15 protein-coding genes are annotated in these 18,229 nt (G+C 45.6%); 11 read left to right on the top strand and 4 right to left on the bottom strand.

Going from position 1 to position 18,229, the window contains the following annotated elements; translation table 11 throughout:
• Positions 1-41 precede the first annotated feature (41 nt).
• Together rnpA and rpmH are read right to left on the bottom strand one after the other, a co-directional pair.
• On the bottom strand, positions 42-392 hold the full coding sequence (rnpA, locus tag AC4PM4_RS28185; protein WP_024629518.1) for a ribonuclease P protein component: 351 nt from the start codon (positions 390-392) through the stop codon (positions 42-44).
• A 322-nt stretch (positions 393-714) separates the two neighbouring features.
• Entirely contained in the window at positions 715-849 is a 135-nt protein-coding gene (gene rpmH / locus AC4PM4_RS28180; RefSeq protein WP_024629517.1) for a 50S ribosomal protein L34, read from the bottom strand.
• 756 nt (positions 850-1,605) lie between these two features.
• Here rpmH and AC4PM4_RS28175 point away from each other — a divergent pair.
• The 3 genes from AC4PM4_RS28175 to gntK all read left to right on the top strand — a co-directional run bounded on the left by AC4PM4_RS28175 (position 1,606) and on the right by gntK (position 5,524).
• Entirely contained in the window at positions 1,606-2,280 is a 675-nt protein-coding gene (locus AC4PM4_RS28175) for a GntR family transcriptional regulator (RefSeq protein ID WP_063567390.1), read from the top strand.
• Positions 2,281-2,527: 247 nt separating this feature from the next.
• Complete coding sequence (locus AC4PM4_RS28170; protein WP_064641435.1) at positions 2,528-3,889, top strand: GntP family permease; 1,362 nt, start codon at positions 2,528-2,530, stop codon at positions 3,887-3,889.
• A gap of 99 nt (positions 3,890-3,988) precedes the next feature.
• A complete protein-coding gene (gene gntK, locus AC4PM4_RS28165; protein WP_491615158.1) occupies positions 3,989-5,524 on the top strand; it encodes a gluconokinase in 1,536 nt (511 codons plus the stop codon).
• Here the strand turns inward: gntK and AC4PM4_RS28160 are convergent.
• The gene (locus tag AC4PM4_RS28160; protein WP_090809407.1) at positions 5,512-5,709 is read right to left on the bottom strand and encodes a hypothetical protein; all 198 of its coding nucleotides are present in this window, start codon (positions 5,707-5,709) and stop codon (positions 5,512-5,514) included. The genes gntK and AC4PM4_RS28160 overlap by 13 nt on opposite strands.
• Positions 5,710-6,299: 590 nt before the next feature.
• Here AC4PM4_RS28160 and dnaA point away from each other — a divergent pair.
• The 6 genes from dnaA to gyrB all read left to right on the top strand — a co-directional run bounded on the left by dnaA (position 6,300) and on the right by gyrB (position 12,731).
• Entirely contained in the window at positions 6,300-7,646 is a 1,347-nt protein-coding gene (gene dnaA / locus AC4PM4_RS28155; RefSeq protein ID WP_024629513.1) for a chromosomal replication initiator protein DnaA, read from the top strand.
• 221 nt (positions 7,647-7,867) lie between these two features.
• Positions 7,868-9,010, top strand: a complete 1,143-nt coding sequence (gene dnaN / locus AC4PM4_RS28150) for a DNA polymerase III subunit beta (protein ID WP_079696977.1) — start codon at positions 7,868-7,870, stop codon at positions 9,008-9,010.
• 16 nt (positions 9,011-9,026) lie between these two features.
• A complete protein-coding gene (gene yaaA / locus AC4PM4_RS28145) occupies positions 9,027-9,242 on the top strand; it encodes a S4 domain-containing protein YaaA (RefSeq protein WP_024629511.1) in 216 nt (71 codons plus the stop codon).
• A gap of 57 nt (positions 9,243-9,299) precedes the next feature.
• Positions 9,300-10,412 (top strand): DNA replication/repair protein RecF, encoded by a 1,113-nt coding sequence (recF, locus tag AC4PM4_RS28140; RefSeq protein WP_063567394.1) that lies wholly within the window; start codon positions 9,300-9,302, stop codon positions 10,410-10,412.
• Between the two features lie 13 nt (positions 10,413-10,425).
• Positions 10,426-10,674 (top strand): extracellular matrix regulator RemB, encoded by a 249-nt coding sequence (gene remB / locus AC4PM4_RS28135; protein WP_017691405.1) that lies wholly within the window; start codon positions 10,426-10,428, stop codon positions 10,672-10,674.
• Between the two features lie 146 nt (positions 10,675-10,820).
• Positions 10,821-12,731 carry a DNA topoisomerase (ATP-hydrolyzing) subunit B gene (gene gyrB / locus AC4PM4_RS28130; RefSeq protein ID WP_063567395.1) on the top strand — a complete coding sequence of 637 codons (1,911 nt, stop codon included), beginning with the start codon at positions 10,821-10,823 and terminating at the stop codon, positions 12,729-12,731.
• Between the two features lie 88 nt (positions 12,732-12,819).
• Here the strand turns inward: gyrB and AC4PM4_RS28125 are convergent, their stop codons facing one another.
• Positions 12,820-13,746: a YheC/YheD family protein gene (locus AC4PM4_RS28125; RefSeq protein ID WP_491615082.1), complete on the bottom strand. Its 927-nt coding sequence runs from the start codon at positions 13,744-13,746 to the stop codon at positions 12,820-12,822.
• A gap of 426 nt (positions 13,747-14,172) precedes the next feature.
• On the opposite strand from AC4PM4_RS28125, the gene gyrA reads away from it, so the two are divergent.
• Positions 14,173-16,728 (top strand): DNA gyrase subunit A, encoded by a 2,556-nt coding sequence (gene gyrA, locus AC4PM4_RS28120; protein ID WP_072733934.1) that lies wholly within the window; start codon positions 14,173-14,175, stop codon positions 16,726-16,728.
• 217 nt (positions 16,729-16,945) lie between these two features.
• Complete coding sequence (locus AC4PM4_RS28115; RefSeq protein ID WP_491615080.1) at positions 16,946-18,064, top strand: HD-GYP domain-containing protein; 1,119 nt, start codon at positions 16,946-16,948, stop codon at positions 18,062-18,064.
• Positions 18,065-18,229 lie beyond the last annotated feature (165 nt).

The following is an 18,229-nucleotide window of genomic DNA, read 5'->3' as shown; positions in this document are numbered from 1 at the left end:
CGTAAATCATACCATAATTAGGAGGACAAATAAACCGAAGCTTACCGCTTGCCCGACTTCAAAAGAGAGCCCTTGCGCATCGCATGCAGCAGGCTTTTTTCCATATCCTTATAGGACATGTCCAATGCACCTTTTCTGACGATAAAGATCAGATCCATCTGCGTGACAATCTCTTTCTCATGATGACGTACAATTTCCTTAATCATGCGTCTCATCCGGTTGCGTACGACAGCGTTTCCGATTTTCTTACTGCAGGATACACCTACTCGGAATTGTTCTGTATCTTTACGACGACAGCCATACACCACAAACTGATGATTGGCAAACGATTTCCCATACCGGTATACGCGGCTAAAGTCCGCCCGGTTTCGTAAACGCAGTCTTTTATACACGGCGCTTCTCCTTGCTGTTTTCCACCAACATTATTGACGAATGCCTCATTACTGATTTAGTATAGGCTTTCTTGAATAACGATAAACCGTCTTGGCGGCAACTTCATTTGGGATGATTGTTGATCAGTCATTTCAACTGAGCAAACATTCATCCTTATATAAGGAACGTTTTCGAAAAAACGGACATCTCATTCTCATTCGTTGAACATATAGGTGAAATTATGCTTTTGCCCAGCCGATTCAGACCTGACCTATACCAGCATCCAGTCTGAAAAGACCTATTTTAAGAAAAAAAAGACCACCTCGGTGGTCTTCACATGCATTAAGCACTCAGGACTTTACGGCCTTTAAGGCGACGTGCAGCCAGAACTTTACGTCCGTTGCTCGTGCTCATTCTTTTCCGGAAACCATGAACTTTTTTACGTTTGCTAACGTTCGGTTTGAATGTAGGTCTCAATGTATTGCACCTCCTCACAAGGAAATACTTATGTGATGAATCACTTTCATCTTCACAGAAAACACCTTTATATATTTAACCATGAACACCTGGAAAAGTCAACTGCGAGCCTCTTGCCTCCTTTCTCCTTTTTAATGCCTATTCCACCCTACCTAAACGGCCATGGATTCGTACTCCTGTTTACTACCTTTTTAAAGCATCATTTAGAAGCTCAAAAAGTTATCCCCAGTTCCGCTTCATTCATCAAAAATCAGTTTTTACGGTTATCCACACCCCTCAAACCCCTTAACTCTTTTTTTAATTACCATTTCAAGTTATTCACATGTGGATAAGGAATATTTATCGATGACAGACTGTTTCATTGGCTCTACTTTTGGTTAATATTCCTACGTTTCTGAAGAACTTCAGTGGAGCAGCAATCCATTAGATAAATACTTTAAATTTAATGTATCCGCTTTATTCTATGGTTTACAAGTTTTCGAGAAAGTTGTAGGATAAAAAAAACACATCTTGTATACAAGTATACTTATGGGAAGTACAGTACCGATCCAAACTCATTTATAAGGAAGATAATTATTCCTCTAGCTCTTTGAAAAATCCATTTGAAGCAATATGACGTTCCTAAATTCAGCATACGCACAGAGCATACAGCCATTTATTCTCGTTATAAGGATTGGTGTAAAACGCTCAATCAGCAAAATAGTTGTGCTATGATCAGTATTGAACTGATTACTTATAATAGGAGCGTTAGCCATTATGCTGTTTCCTTCATCCTGGCTTCAGGGAGCTTCCCGCGGGGAAGCCATTGCCTGCGAATTAAGACTACGGATCATTAGCGGAACCCTTCGTCCTGGCGAAATTTTGTCAGAAAATCGGATTGCCGCTGATTTTGACAGCAGTCGATCACCTGTACGTGAAGCGTTAAGAACACTGTCGAATGAAGGGCTCATTCGGTTGGAGCGTATGGGCGTGGTTGTCATTGGATTGAAAATTAAAGATGTCGAGGAATTATATGACGTGCGTTTCCTGATTGAAAGTTTTGTGCAGCAGCGACTTGCAGGGGATGTACCAGAACAATTGATTACCCAGTTAAGTAATGTGATAGACAAAATGGACTTGGCTGGACGTCACCAAGATGCTGTTGAATTTGCTTATCAGGATCTTACCTTTCACGAGACTATTATCGAAGCCGCCCAGCATTCGCGTATTTTACATCTATGGAAAAGCATTCGTTATGTTGTCATGACGGTTATGCTGCTCACCACCCGCAGGGTTTTTATTCAGGGCGAGCAGAAAGTAAGCGCTGTAATAGGTAAACACCGCTTGTTGATTGAGGCACTTGAATCGGGTGATAAAACACGCATTCAATCTGGAGTTCGCACGTATTTTCAGGATTCAGGCAAGACGCTGCACGAAAGCTTTGATTCCTAATGACATGTAATGGAATTTTATTCATCACTTCATGGAATATCTGTGCAGGGGTTCGCAATCATATCCGTTGTGAATGATTGCCCCCCAACTTGTCGACAAGTATACAAAATGCGATTTGTTTCAATTTTTTGGGGCATATTAAGAGGGATTAAGCCGCCCGCGCTACATGAATTGTAAAGTGTCTTCCCTCCACCTGGTCATGGATCAGTTGTAAGCGTTATATATCAGAAAAAAAGGAGCATACCTCATGAGCACTCTTTTTGGGCTATCCCATAATGCAACGTTATTGGTCTGGACATTGATTGCGATTGTATTCCTGATCGTGTTGATCTCCAAATATAAATGGAATCCTTTCATTACCCTTTTAATATCTGCATTAATGCTTGGATTACTTACAGGCATGAAACCCGCGGACGTAATTACTTCCATTACGGGAGGACTTGGCGGCACACTCGGAACGATTGCCATCGTCATCGGCCTTGGTACCATGCTTGGTAAGATGATGGCTGAATCGGGCGGAGCCGAGCGTATTGCTACCACACTGGTAGATCGTTTCGGTGTGAAACGTGTGCACTGGGCGATGATGATTGTTGGATTTATTGTCGGTATTCCAGTTTTCTTCGAAGTCGGCGTTATTCTACTGATTCCGATCATTTTCACCGTTGCACGTAAAACCAATATGTCGCTGCTGCAGATCGGTATTCCGATTTTGGCAGGTCTCTCTACTGTACATGGTCTGGTTCCACCTCACCCGGCTCCCATGATTGCCATCGAAGCGTACAGCGCCGATTTGGGTAAGACGATCTTGTACTCCCTTATTGTAGGTATTCCGACTGCTATTATCGCTGGACCTCTGTTTGGTAAATTTATCGGTAAAAGAATACATACCGAACCACCTGCAGAGCTGGCTGAACAATTCGCTACGAAAAAAAGTAACAACTTGCCCGGTTTCGGCATAACCTTGTTTACCATTTTGCTGCCGGTCATTTTGATGCTCATTGGCTCTATCGCCAATATCGTAGATCCTGACGCCACAAGCGGATTTACCGTATTCTGTGAATTTATCGGCCATGAAATTATAGCCCTGCTGATCTCCGTCGTGTTCGCCCTCTTTTCACTCGGATTCTCACGCGGGTTCAACAAACATGACATCTCCCGCTTCACCAGTGAATGTCTGGCGCCTACGGCGACCATCATTCTCATCATTGGCGGTGGCGGTGCGTTCAAACAGGTGTTGATCAATAGTGGCGTAGGTAATGCCATTGCTGAGGTCGCCACACATGCCAATATTAATGTGATCCTGTTCGCCTGGCTTGTAGCCGCACTCATTCGGGTTGCTACCGGTTCAGCAACTGTGGCAATGACGACAGCAGCTGGTATTGTAGCTCCGGTCCTTGCACTAACGCCTGGTGCCAATATAGAGCTGGTCGTACTCGCTACCGGTGCAGGTTCACTTGTACTTTCTCATGTGAACGACGCAGGCTTCTGGATGATTAAAGAATTCTTCAATATGAGTGTCTCTCAGACGCTGAAGACGTGGACCGTTATGGAAACACTATTATCTGTTGTTGGACTGATCTTTATTTTGCTGCTGAGTACAGTCGTATAAATTGACTACCTATATAGAAGAAGAAAATAAATCCACACCATTAGAGCTTTAATTTTATGGGTTCAAAAGAAAGAAGGTTTATGTAAAGTGAACAACTATATGATTGGTATGGATATCGGTACAACCAGTACCAAATCCGTACTCTTTACGGAACAGGGTGAAGTTGTAAGCACTTCGACTCAGGAATATCCTTTATACACCCCAGCTCCGGATGTCGCTGAGCAGGATCCAGAACAAATTGTTCAAGCTGCCCTTCGCTCCGTACGCGGCGTGATGGAGCAAAGTGGCGTAGCTGCGGAACAAATTATGTTCGTGTCCTGCAGCTCTGCCATGCACAGCGTTATTGCGATGGGACAAGATGGTATGCCCCTCACTCGCTGCATCACTTGGGCTGACAACCGGAGCGCCGCCTGGGCCGCCAAACTGCAAGAGAACGGAATCGGGCATCGTATCTATTTGCGAACAGGTACACCGATTCACCCCATGTCGCCACTGACCAAATTAATGTGGCTGCGCCATGATGAACCTGAACTTTTTCAACGTACCGCCAAATTTATCTCTATCAAAGAATATTTGTTCTTCCGTCTGTTCGGTCAATATGTCGTGGATCACTCCATCGCATCCTGTACCGGTATGCTCAATCTGGAACAACTGGATTGGGATGCCGAAGCACTTGAGGTTGCAGGCATTACACCTGACCATCTATCGCAGCTCGTACCGACCACACATACTATAGAGGGAATGGATCGTACATGGGCTGAAAAAATGGCTCTCTCCCCCTCTACTCCCTTCGTCATCGGTGCAAGTGACGGGGTATTGTCCAATCTCGGTGTGAAAGCCATTGAGCCTGGCGTTGTTGCAGCAACGATCGGCACCAGCGGCGCGATTCGCACCGTCGTTGACCGTCCTGTTACCGATCCAAAAGGTAGAACGTTCTGTTATGCCCTCACCGAGAATCTTTGGGTGATCGGTGGACCTGTGAATAACGGTGGCATGCTTTTCCGCTGGGTACGGGATGAATTCGCTGCCTCAGAAGTGGAAACAGCCAAACGGCTCGGCATCAATTCCTATGATGTACTCACCAAGATTGCTGAACGCGTCAGCCCCGGTTCGGAAGGGCTTCTATTCCATCCGTACCTTTCAGGGGAACGCGCCCCTTTATGGAATCCGGACGCCCGAGGTTCCTTCTTTGGTTTGACCCTCCACCACCAGAAAGAGCATATGATCCGTTCCGTTTTGGAAGGGGTTATTTTCAATCTATATACGGTACTGCTGGCCATGGAAGAACAGATCGGACAACCTACCTCCATTCAGGCAACGGGTGGTTTCGCTCGTTCCCCGCTCTGGCGTCAGATGATGTCCGATATATTCAACCAGGAAGTCATTGTGCCCGAGAGCTTCGAAAGTTCCTGTCTGGGGGCCGTCGTGCTCGGTCTTTATGCTACAGGGCGAATTCAGTCGCTTCATGCTGTTTCATCTATGGTAGGTACAACGCACAAGCATACCCCTATCAAAGAACATGCATCGATCTACCAGGAGCTGCTCCCCATCTTTATTCGCATTTCGCGAAAATTGGAAGAAGAATATGCAGATATCGCGGAATTCCAACGTAAATTTTCTGCTCATAACGAGTAAATCATCCCTTTATAACCACCAACCAAAAAGAGGTTGTTCTCTTTGACCACCATTCCGGTCTTAAAGAACAACCTCTTTTTGGCATAAAACAAATCTGCTGCAATGAAGTCACATCCATCTCCAAGGTTTGCGCGCATATCCATCCTACCTCTTTTAGGAATAAATTCTACGTTCAGTTCATACAAATCAGTAAACGCTCCTTCCGTTCAACAGGCCCTCTTCTTGATCTCCTCTGCCTTTGATTTTGTCGTTTCCTCAATTCCTCTCTTCGAAAAAGGAAAACGGGCATGAAGAGTCACTCTCCTGAAAATCCCCAAAACGGTCATTTTCACTTTACGGTTATCCACAGAGAGGTTATTCACAAACAGAGAATACTTTTACACACAATTCAGCATCATTTGACGAATAACCTGTGTATAAAATAATTTGGGTTTTTGGGTCATCTTGTCGAAAGTTAAACAATTTATAAACAATATATTGTGTTGTGATTAAAAATTATACACAAGTTATTGAATTTGTGGATAAAATCACGTGATACATTGAAATGCCGGGCTTCTTTTGCTATGATTGTATTACTTTTGGATGTGAATATGTGATCTGACCCATAATATTATCAACAGCCTGTGGATAAAGTTGTGAACAATTTTCCGTTGTTCATTCTTTTTTTGTTTTCGACCTGCGGGGGTTTGGGGATAAATTCAACAATATATCTCGTATTTCGACACTGCATCATGGCTTAAGCCACACTTGGAACATGTAAAAGGAGTGACAGTCTGTGGACAGCCATACTTCTGATTTATGGCAGCAAATTTTATCAATCATACAAAACAAGCTCAGCAAACCCAGCTTTGACACTTGGTTCAAAGCTACCAAAGCTACCAAGCTGAATGATCGTTCGATCGTCATATCCGCACCAACCACGTTTGCCGTCGAATGGCTGGAGAGCCGTTACACCAAACTGGTCGGATCGACGGTATATGAGCTGCTTGGCAAACAGGTCGATGTGAAATTTGTCATCGAGGAGAACAAGCCTGCTGAACCGGACCCTCAACTGCCAGCGCCAACGCCTACAGTTGTTCAGGAAGAAGCGGTACTCAGCATGCTCAATCCGAAATATACATTCGATACATTTGTCATTGGGCCGGGCAACCGTTTTGCCCACGCCGCATCGCTGGCGGTCGCTGAAGCGCCCGCCAAAGCATACAATCCTCTGTTTCTTTATGGAGGGGTAGGTCTCGGCAAAACTCACTTGATGCATGCGATCGGACATTACGTCCTGGAGCATGATCCGGGCAGCAAAGTTGTTTATTTGTCATCTGAGAAATTCACGAACGAATTCATTAACTCGATCCGTGACAACCGCGGGGAGAGCTTCCGTAACAAATACCGTAGTGTCGATATTCTGCTCATTGATGATATTCAGTTCTTGGCTGGAAAAGAATCGACGCAAGAGGAATTTTTCCATACGTTTAATGCGCTGCATGAGGAACGGAAACAGATCATCATCTCCAGCGACAGACCGCCGAAGGAAATTCCGACCCTAGAAGAACGGCTTCGTTCCCGTTTTGAATGGGGGTTAATTACGGATATCCAGCCTCCTGATCTGGAGACACGGATTGCTATTTTGCGTAAAAAAGCTCGTGCGGAAAACCTCGATATTCCGAATGAGGCGATGATGTACATCGCCAACCAGATTGATACTAATATTCGTGAGCTGGAAGGGGCCCTGATTCGGGTTGTTGCCTATTCTTCGCTGACTAATCAAGATGTAACCACTCATCTAGCAGCTGAAGCACTGAAGGATATTATTCCTTCCAGTCGTCCGAAAATGATCACTATTCACGACATCCAACAAAAGGTCGGCGAGTATTACAGCCTTAAGCTTGAAGATTTCAAAGCACGGAAACGGACCAAGGCCGTTGCGTTCCCAAGACAGATTGCTATGTATCTCTCTCGTGAACTTACAGACTTTTCTCTGCCCAAAATCGGTGAAGCATTTGGAGGGCGAGATCATACCACCGTCATCCATGCGCACGAAAAGATCTCCCAGGCGATTAAAGTCGATCAGGATCTCTATAAAGTTATCAACAACTTAACCGAAAAAATTAAGAATCCAACCTGAATAAGTCCCAAGCCTGTGCACAACGTATACACATGTGGATAGGCTTGGGCTTATGGGTTTATACCCACTTATCCACATATTCAGTGCCCCTATTACTATTATTACTATAAAGATCTAAAAGATATCATCTCCAAATAAGCGATTTCGAAGCTCAGCCTTCGGCCTTTTGAAAAACACATTTCAACACCTCTACACCAAAAAAACCCGCTAGGAGTGAAACCATGAAAATCAGCATAATGAAAAGCTACTTGAACGAATCCATCCAGCAAGTATCCAAAGCCATCTCAAGCCGTACGACGATCCCAATTCTGAGCGGTATCAAATTCGACGTTAATCATCAAGGTGTGACGTTGACAGCAAGCGACACCGATATTTCAATTCAATCCTTCATCCCGCTTGAAGATGGTGATAAAAGTGTTGTTCAGGTGGAACAACCTGGTAGTGTTGTACTGCCAGCCAAGTTTTTTGTCGAGATCATCAAAAAGCTGCCTTCCCAAGAAGTGCACATGGAGGTAAAAGAGAACTTCAACACCTTTATCTCCGCAGGAGCTACCGAAATTCAACTGGTTGGTCTTGATCCAGAAGAATTCCCAGTATTGCCAAGCATCGAAGAGAACCAAACCGTCTCCATTCCAGGAGATTTGCTCAAAAATATGATTAAACAAACCGTGTTCTCCATTTCCACACATGAAACTACGCCGATTTTGACAGGTGTACTCTGGAGTTTGGGTGACAATGAACTGAAATTTGTGGCAACTGACCGTCATCGTCTTGCTACTCGTTCAGCAATGCTGGATAATGCAGAAGGTGTGAGATTCAACAATGTGGTGATCTCGGGTAAAACGCTGAACGAACTCAGCAAAATCGTGCCCGATCAAAATACACTTGTGGATATCGTTGTCGCTGACAACCAGGTTTTGTTCAAAATCGACCGTGTTCTGTTCTATTCGCGTATTTTGGACGGAACTTATCCGGATACTTCTAGAATTATTCCGACTTCGTACAAAACAGAACTCGTTTTGGATACAAAAAAATTAAGTGAATCTATCGACCGGGCTTATTTGCTGTCGCGTGAAGAAAAAACAAACATTGTGCGGATGCAAACGATGGATTCCGGATCAATCGAAATTTCTTCAAGCTCTTCCGAGCTGGGGAAAGTAAGAGAAGAAATCGAACCGGCCGACTTTAACGGCGAACCACTGAAAATCTCGTTCAACTCCAAATATATGCTGGATGTGCTGAAAGTGGTGGAGAGTGAGCAGCTGATGATCGCTTTCACTGGTGTCATGAGCCCTATCATCCTGAAACCGCTGGACGACAGTCACAGCTTGTACGTCATATTGCCTTACCGGACGACCAACTAACGAGAGGAAGATCATAGTGAACCAAGTAGCGATTCGTACGGAATATATTAAGCTTGATCAATTTTTGAAACTGGCCGACTGCATCCCAACCGGAGGTATGGCCAAAGCATTGCTTCAGGATGGGCTTGTACGTGTGAATAAAGAGCCTGAGGAACGCCGGGGACGCAAGTTATACCCTGGGGATATCGTTGAGGTGGACGGAGAAGGTTCGTTCGAAGTTGTCGCACAATAAGAAGACCAGTTAGATCCTGCTGCCTCCTGACGGACGGGATAAAAGGGAGGATACCGCGTGTTTGTAAACAGCATAGATCTGCAGCAATTCCGTAATTATGAACATCTGAGACTAGATTCTTTTGGTCCTGTGAATCTTTTGATCGGGCAAAATGCCCAAGGCAAGACCAATCTTGCAGAAGCCATTTTTGTGCTTGCACTCACTAAGAGCCACCGTACATCCCGCGACAAGGAACTGATTCGTTTCGGTGAAGAACGTGCCAGGCTTGCAGCAGAGGTCGACAAAAAGTACGGATCGGTCAAGCTCGAGCTATCTTTGTCGCAACAAGGCAAAAAAGCAAAGATCAACGGACTGGAACAGCGAAAGCTGAGTGATTTTGTCGGAGCGCTTAATGTGGTGATGTTTGCACCGGAAGATCTTGAGATTGTCAAAGGCACACCGGGGGTCCGCCGCCGGTTTCTTGACATGGAGATTGGACAGGTGGCTCCAGGCTACCTGTATCATCTGCAGCAATATCAAAAAGTGCTCGTCCAGCGTAACAATTTGCTCAAGCAATTATGGGGGCAGAGCGCTTCAGCCCAGACCATGCTTGAGGTGTGGAATGAACAACTGGTGGAGCATGGTGTTAAAATCGTCAAAAAAAGGAAACAATTCATAAAGAAACTGCAAAAGTGGGCTGAAACAATTCATCAGGGCATCACCGGAGGCGGAGAAGTCCTGCGTCTGGCCTATCTTCCTTCCTTCAGCGAAGCCGCTGAGGAAGATGAAGCTGTCTTAATGGACCAATTTATGATAAAATTATCACAAATGAAAGAGCAGGAGATTCGCCGAGGCACAACGCTTAGTGGGCCGCATCGGGATGACCTGTCCTTTTTCATTAACGATCGGGAAGTACAAACGTATGGCTCGCAGGGGCAGCAGCGCACAACGGCGTTGTCCCTTAAACTTGCGGAAATTGAACTGATTCATGAAGAAATCGGAGAATATCCGGTCCTGCTGCTGGACGATGTACTGTCTGAACTGGATCCTTTTCGTCAGACGCAGCTGATCGAAACGTTCCAGAGCAAGGTGCAAACCTTTATTACGGCTACCGGAATCGAGAGCTTAAACGTTGACAAGCTCAAAGATGCCAGTATTTATCACGTTCATGCCGGACAGGTTGAACGCTAAGGAGTGAGGGCTTATGTACATTCATCTGGGCGGTGAGAAGATTATCCGATCTTCCGAATTGGTCGCTATTTTTGATATATCGATTGAAAAATCCTCAAAAATTTCCAAGCAGTATGTCACGCATGCCGAGCAGGAAAAAACAGTGGAGCATATTGGTGAAGAGGAAGCCAAGTCCATTGTCGTGACCAAAAACATTGTGTACTACTCGCCTATTTCCTCAGCTACGCTCAAGAAGCGAGCTCACATTTTTCCTGATCTCTAGCCTATCGGCGGTACGAGTTATTGTACCTTTTGCTGCTTTTCTTTATTTAGATTGCTTACTGGAATTAAGGGAATATGTTCATTTCAGCATGCATTCTTAGTTAACGCATATTTACGATATTGAATCTATAGAAGTAGGTGAAAGGCATGTCTATGAATCAACCGTCATATGGTGCAGATGAAATTCAGGTACTTGAAGGGCTGGAAGCCGTACGTAAACGTCCGGGGATGTATATTGGTTCCACCAGTGCCAAAGGTCTGCATCATCTCGTTTGGGAAGTAGTGGACAATAGTATTGACGAAGCACTCGCAGGTTATTGTGATCATATCGAAGTTACTATTCATGAAGATAACAGCGTCACTGTAGTCGATAACGGGCGGGGGATTCCTGTCGGCGAACATGCCAAAATGAAACGTCCTGCACTTGAGGTTGTAATGACTGTTCTGCATGCAGGCGGTAAATTTGGCGGTGGCGGGTACAAAGTATCCGGTGGTCTTCATGGTGTAGGTGTATCTGTCGTCAATGCTCTATCAGAGAAAGTTGTTGTTACAGTTAAGGTTGACGGCCATGTGTATCAACAGGAATACCGTCGGGGTGTTCCGCAGTATGATCTGAAAACGATCGGTACAACGGAGGAAACGGGAACAACGGTTACGTTCCATCCGGATCCGGAGATTTTCACGGAAACAAGAGTTTATGACTATGAAACTTTGCTGACTCGTATTCGTGAGCTCGCGTTCCTGAACAAGGGAATTGGTATGACTTTAACCGATGAACGTACAGGTGTAACCAACTCTTTCCTGTATGAGGGCGGTATTATCGAGTATGTCTCCTTCCTGAACCAGAAGCGTGAAGCACTGCATGAAAACCCGATTTATGTAGAAGGGTCAAGAGACAACATTCAGGTTGAAGTTGCATTGCAATACAATGACAGCTACACCGAGAATATTTACTCGTTTGCCAACAACATCAACACACATGAGGGCGGAACGCACGAATCCGGATTCAAGAGTGCCCTTACCCGGATTATCAATGATTATGCGCGCAAAGCGGGCGTAATCAAAGACAGCACAGGTAATCTGTCCGGGGATGATGTACGTGAAGGTCTTACAGCGATTATCTCGGTCAAGATCCCTGAACCGCAATTTGAGGGACAGACCAAGACGAAGCTGGGTAACAGTGAAGTGCGCGGAATTGTCGAATCCCTGTTTGCTGAGAAGCTGCAGGAGTTCCTGGAAGAGAATCCTTCCGTATCCCGTCGCATTTTGGAAAAAGGACTGCAAGCTGCCCGTGCACGTGAAGCAGCTCGTAAAGCACGTGAACTGACGCGTCGTAAAGGTGCACTCGAAGTCAGCTCTTTGCCAGGTAAATTGGCCGACTGTTCATCCAAGGATGCTTCAATCAGCGAATTGTACATCGTCGAAGGTGACTCCGCCGGTGGATCAGCGAAGCAAGGACGAGATCGTCATTTCCAAGCGATTTTGCCACTGCGTGGTAAGATTCTGAACGTGGAAAAAGCACGTCTTGACCGGATTTTGGGTAATGCGGAGATCAGAGCGATCATTACCGCAATGGGTACAGGAATTGGCGATGACTTCGATATTGCCAAAGCACGTTATCACAAAATCATTTTGATGACGGATGCCGACGTCGATGGCGCTCACATTCGGACATTGCTTCTGACATTCCTTTATCGCTATATGCGCAAAATCATTGAGGCTGGTTATGTATACATTGCCCAACCGCCATTGTTCAAGATTGAGCGCAATAAAGTGATTCGTTATGCTGGTTCCGAGAAGGAACGCGATGAAATTATCGCAACTCTCGGCGAAAATGCGAAATTCAATGTCCAGCGTTATAAAGGTCTCGGTGAGATGAATGCCGGACAATTATGGGAAACGACGATGGACCCTGAGAGCCGGACCATGCTTCAAGTATCGATCGGCGATGCAATGCTGGCCGATGCCATGTTCGACACCCTGATGGGGGATAATGTTGAACCTCGTCGTGACTTTATTCAGGAAAATGCAAAATACGTGAAAAACCTCGACATCTAACCATATTCGAAGAGGCGCCTGCGAGGGCGCCTCTTTTACATTGTGGGATTATAGCATAGAGATTTTAGGTTGGACTCTGGAGTGCCTGCTACCGATGTGTGCGGCTTTTGGTAGAGGAGGCCGGGGCTTTGGGAGAGGTACGAGATGTTTTCCCTTTTTTGGAGGGTAATCTGCCGTACGCTCTCGCATAACGCTTGATCTTTCGGTACGTTTCCTTATCAGGCAATAGGCCAAAAGCATAGATACCCGGCAATGTGTTGACTTCAATAATCCATGGCCGTCCATCTTCGTCCAGTGCGATATCGATACCAATCTCTTTGAGTCTTGGAAATGACTTCTGTAGCTGTACCGCTGTATGAATGCCTAAACGATATAGCTCACTGCGTAGTTGCTGGAACCGCTCCTGGTCAAAATGAGGGCGTACCAACTCATTAAAGGTGGCCAATCGTCCGCCGCCATGAATGTTGGTAATGATCTTGCCCGGTGCAGCAACTCTCCCCAGGATACCTGTCGTTTCCCAATTGCGTTGTAGATTTTTCTGCGTCAGTACCCGCAGGTCAAAAGGCAACCCATCATGTTTCATCAGCGGAATGCCTTGCTGAATGATGTAGTCGCGCTTCTGGATACGTTCAGTGAGCGCCAGATCCAGCTCATCGAGGGAATGGAAGTGTTTCTCCTCCGTCCCATATCGAAGTTCATACGTTGTCAGGGGGACTTCAGCAGAGATCTCGGCACCGACTTCAGCTGTGGAAGGGAAGAGTGGATCAGCAGAGATTTCTGATGTGTTTGCATCGGTAATCGGGTGTGGATTCATACGGATGGTTTTTACCCGCATGACGCCATTGCCGTAGGTTCCCCGATCCGGTTTGATATAGTTTGACTCGAATAATTCAGTCATCCGTTCCAGGGTCTGGCGATTATATTGTCGTGTTACCGGTATATATCCATTCACATTACGGCTGCGTTGTAACACAGCTGTCTTGGTCCATTTGCTGGAGACACGCTGGATGCCCAAGAGCCATCAGTCCTTTCGTGTTTTAATGGGGTTTATAAGAGTGGCAGACGCGGAGAAATCAAAGGACAAGAGATGATTTCAGTGGTATAATAGAGAAATATGGCGTTTTGTGCGGTTTTGTTGCACAGATGTAGTTTGATCGTAGAACGGGAACGGTCTAAGCCTGAATATACACAGTACAATTGCCGCTTTTTCTAGCATTGTATGTGCAAATGGGGAGGAAGGCAGGGCGAACCCCCAGACTCTCTAAAGTTCCCGGAAGAAAGGCTATTGCCCAGCGGACGTTTAATTGTTTACCTTTTGTGAAAGTAATATAATAAAGAGTAGCGTCCTTGTGCGGTTTTAGCCTTGTTAGGCTCTTCACATATAATTAATTTTTGAATGATTGAATGGAATGTTTGTTGAAGGACAAGAAGGAGGTCCAGCATGGCGGAAGAAATGAACTCGCAGGTTAAAGATCGGGATATTGGCGTCGAGATGCGTGAATCGTTTATGGATTATGCGATGAGCATTATTGTGAGCCGTGCCTTACCTGACGTGCGTGACGGATTGAAGCCGGTTCACCGGCGTATTCTGTACGCAATGTCCGAGCTAGGCATGACACCCGATAAACCACATAAAAAATCAGCCAGAATCGTCGGCGAAGTTATCGGTAAGTATCACCCACACGGTGACTCTGCCGTATATGAAACGATGGTACGGATGGCACAGGACTTCTCCCTGCGCTACATGCACGTAGATGGACATGGTAACTTTGGATCGGTGGATGGCGATATGGCAGCAGCCATGCGTTATACGGAAGCCCGGTTGTCCAAGATTGCGATGGAAATGCTCAGAGACATCAACAAGGATACGATTGACTTCCAGCCGAACTATGACGGTGAAGAAAGTGAACCTGTCGTTCTGCCAGCTCGTTTCCCTAACTTGCTTGTCAATGGTGTCGGCGGGATTGCGGTAGGTATGGCGACCAACATTCCTCCTCATAACCTGGGAGAGGTAATCGACGGCGTACAGGCCATGATCAAAAATCCGGATATCACTTCCATGGAATTGATGGATTATATTCAAGGGCCAGACTTCCCAACTTCCGGTTATATTTTGGGACGTTCCGGAATTCGCCAGGCGTATCAAACCGGACGTGGTTCAGTAACGATGCGGGCCAAAACCAACATCGAAGAAAACAACAACAAAGCACGGATTATTGTTACGGAACTTCCTTATCAGGTGAACAAGGCAAGACTCGTTGAGAAAATTGCTGAGTTGGTACGTGATAAAAAGATTGATGGTATTACGGATCTCCGTGATGAGTCTGACCGTAACGGTATGCGGATTGTGATTGAGCTTCGCAGAGACGTGAACCCGGGTGTAGTGCTGAACAACCTGTACAAGCATACAGCGATGCAGTCCACCTTTGGGATTAACATGCTCGCGATTGTAAATAAAGAACCTAAGATTCTGAATCTGCGTGAAGTTTTGTATCACTACTTGCAGCATCAGATTGAGGTTATACGTAGACGTACACAATTCGAACTGAAAAAAGCGGAAGCACGCGCGCACATTCTGGAAGGCTTGCGTATCGCGCTGGATCATATCGACGAAATTATTGCGTTGATCCGTTCATCCAGCAATACAGATGCAGCCAGAGAAGGTCTGATCGAGCGTTTCTCACTCAGTCATGATCAGGCTCAAGCTATCCTCGATATGCGTCTGCAACGCCTGACAGGTCTGGAACGTGAGCGCATCGAAAATGAGTATAACGAACTGATGGTCAAAATTAAGGAATATCGTGAAATTTTGGCCAACGAGCACCTGGTGCTCGAAATTATCAGCACGGAGCTGCAAGAAATCCGTGATCGCTTCAGCGATGATCGTCGTACCGAAATCACTGTAGGTGAAGAGAGCATTCTGGACGAGGATCTGATTCCGCGTGAAGAGGTTATCATCACTATTACCCATACAGGCTATGTGAAACGTCTGCCGGTATCCACATACCGCAGTCAGAAGCGTGGCGGACGTGGGGTTGTGGGAATGGACACCAAAGATACCGACTTTGTTGAGCATCTGTTTGTGACCAACTCTCACAATTACCTCATGTTCTTTACCGACAAAGGTAAAGTGTACCGTCTCAAAGCTTATGAGATTCCAGAGCTTGGACGTACAGCACGGGGAACGCCGATTATCAATCTGATTCAGATCGAGCAGGGTGAATCGGTTAATGCCGTGATTCCAGTTCAGGAATTCGAAAGTGACAAGTATCTGTTCTTTGCTACCCGTCAAGGGGTTGTGAAGAAGACACCACTTGAGGATTACACCAATATTCGTAAAGGCGGTCTGATCGGGATCTCCCTGCGTGATGATGATGCCCTTATTGATGTTAAGCTGACAGACGGACTTCAAGAGATCATTATGGGTACAGCTCACGGGATGTCCATCCGATTCTCGGAAGGAAATGTTCGTTCCATGGGACGGAGTGCAACCGGGGTTAAAGGGATTACACTGGATGAGCAGGATGTCGTAATCGGTATGGACGTTGTTGACCAGGAACTGGATGTTCTGATTGTTACAGCCAAAGGTTACGGTAAACGTACGCCTGTCAGCGATTATCGGATGCAGACTCGTGGCGGTAAAGGGATTAAAACCATTAACGTCACAGATAAGAACGGTGCGGTAGTCAGCCTGAAAATGGTTAAGACAGAAGAAGATCTGATGATCATCACTTCCAGCGGTACGTTAATTCGGATGAGTATGGAAGGCATATCCACTATGGGTCGATACACGCAAGGCGTGAAGCTGATTCATATTCGCGATGAAGATGCCGTAGCTACAGTCAGCCGAATTGACAAGAATGAGGAAGAACCAGATGACGAAGAATTGATTGAAGGTGCAGAAGCTGCTGATTCTGAAGGTTTAGAGTCAACTCTTGATGAGGACGCGGTTTCCGATGCTGAAGTTGAGGGCGATGATTCAGGTTCTGAAGCATAGAATCAATTTTCTATAAAGAAAATCATTTCATGATTCCAATGAAATTGGAGGGCTCCCATATGGGGGCCCTTTGTTATTTTCACAGCTCCAGGACCATTCTTCTCGAAATCTGGGATGTACAGCCTGATTTTTGAGTAATATAATGGGAATTAACGTGAAAAACCGGGACTATGGTCTTGATATCATTATAGAAGAACGATGAGTGAGGGGAATGAACATGGGATTAATCACCCTGTCTGAAGTCAAACCAGGACTTAAACTGGGAAATGACGTGCAAACGCTTCGTGGCAATGTTCTGTTTCAGAAGGGCAAAGTCATTCTGCCCAAAGATGTGGAAGTACTCAGAGCCTTTATGATTCATCAAGTGGACATCGAGCAAGAAAGAACAGGGCCAAGCACTTCAGGTTCTAAGGCTTCGTCGGCCTCTTCAGTCCATGTAGCTAATGAAAAGAACGGAGAGCGGGCAGGGAAAGGCAGCAGCGCAGTCTCAGCACCCGTCTTACCGTCTCTACATGAAGAGTATGAAAAGATGGTAGGACTGACCAAAAATGCTTTTCTATCCTCCCTGGCGGCTGAATTACCTGTATATGAGTTGCGTACACAGCTGGAAGCATTGTTTGTTCATCTTAAACAGTATAATGTGCTTACCTTCAGTCCACGAGTGATGCAAGAACATGATTATGTTTATCATCATGCAGTCTTGAGTGCCATTACATCTTATCAGTTGGCCCAGTGGATGGATCTGCCGTCCAAAGACTGGATGCAGGTAGCTTTTGCAGGATTGTTCCATGATATTGGTAATAACAAAGTGGACCCACAGATCCTTCATAAACCCTCTACGTTAACTGCGTCAGAGCAGGCAGAGATCCGACAGCATACGAAATATGGCTATCAGGTACTAAAACAGGCGAAGGCCATCAATGAGGGAGCTAGACTTGCAGCATTGCAGCATCATGAAAAAGTGGATGGGTCGGGTTACCCGCTGCAGCTCAGCGGCACGCAGATTCATATCTATGCCAAGATTGTAGCTATCGCTGATATCTTCCACGCTATGACTCTGGAGAAGATCTATCGTAAGGCACAGTCACCGTACTTGGTACTTGAACAAATTCAGAGCGAGGCTTTTGGCAAATTGGATCCTGCCATCGTAAATGTATTCGTTCAGCGTTCCACACAGATCCATAACGGTATCCGAGTGAAGCTCAGCAATAATCAAATTGGTGAGATCATATTCTCTGATCGGGATCATCCTACACGGCCGATGGTATCGGTAGAGGGAACAATCATCAATCTGATGCAGCAAAGGCAGCTACATATTCAGGAAGTCATTGGCTAGTTCAATCTTCAATTCATATAGAAGAACAGGGCCTTTCCAATATGGAGAGGTTCTTTTTTATAGAACTTAAAGTAAAAAATAACTTTATTGAAAATAAAGCTTGCGTTCCGAATCTGTACATGGTATATTCTAATTCCGGCCAAGAAAACACGAGAAACACGGTGC

Source organism: Paenibacillus sp. MDV22-iso6 (assembly GCF_058408365.1).
This window is presented reverse-complemented; position numbering and strand designations above follow the sequence as displayed.

Coding starts and splice junctions, on each gene's coding strand:
- remB (WP_017691405.1), top strand. CDS start 10,426: ATGTACATTCATCTGGGCGGTGAGAAGATTATCCGATCTTCCGAATTG.
- gntK (WP_491615158.1), top strand. CDS start 3,989: ATGATTGGTATGGATATCGGTACAACCAGTACCAAATCCGTACTCTTT.
- gyrB (WP_063567395.1), top strand. CDS start 10,821: ATGTCTATGAATCAACCGTCATATGGTGCAGATGAAATTCAGGTACTT.
- AC4PM4_RS28175 (WP_063567390.1), top strand. CDS start 1,606: ATGCTGTTTCCTTCATCCTGGCTTCAGGGAGCTTCCCGCGGGGAAGCC.
- dnaN (WP_079696977.1), top strand. CDS start 7,868: ATGAAAATCAGCATAATGAAAAGCTACTTGAACGAATCCATCCAGCAA.
- AC4PM4_RS28170 (WP_064641435.1), top strand. CDS start 2,528: ATGAGCACTCTTTTTGGGCTATCCCATAATGCAACGTTATTGGTCTGG.
- gyrA (WP_072733934.1), top strand. CDS start 14,173: ATGGCGGAAGAAATGAACTCGCAGGTTAAAGATCGGGATATTGGCGTC.
- AC4PM4_RS28115 (WP_491615080.1), top strand. CDS start 16,946: ATGGGATTAATCACCCTGTCTGAAGTCAAACCAGGACTTAAACTGGGA.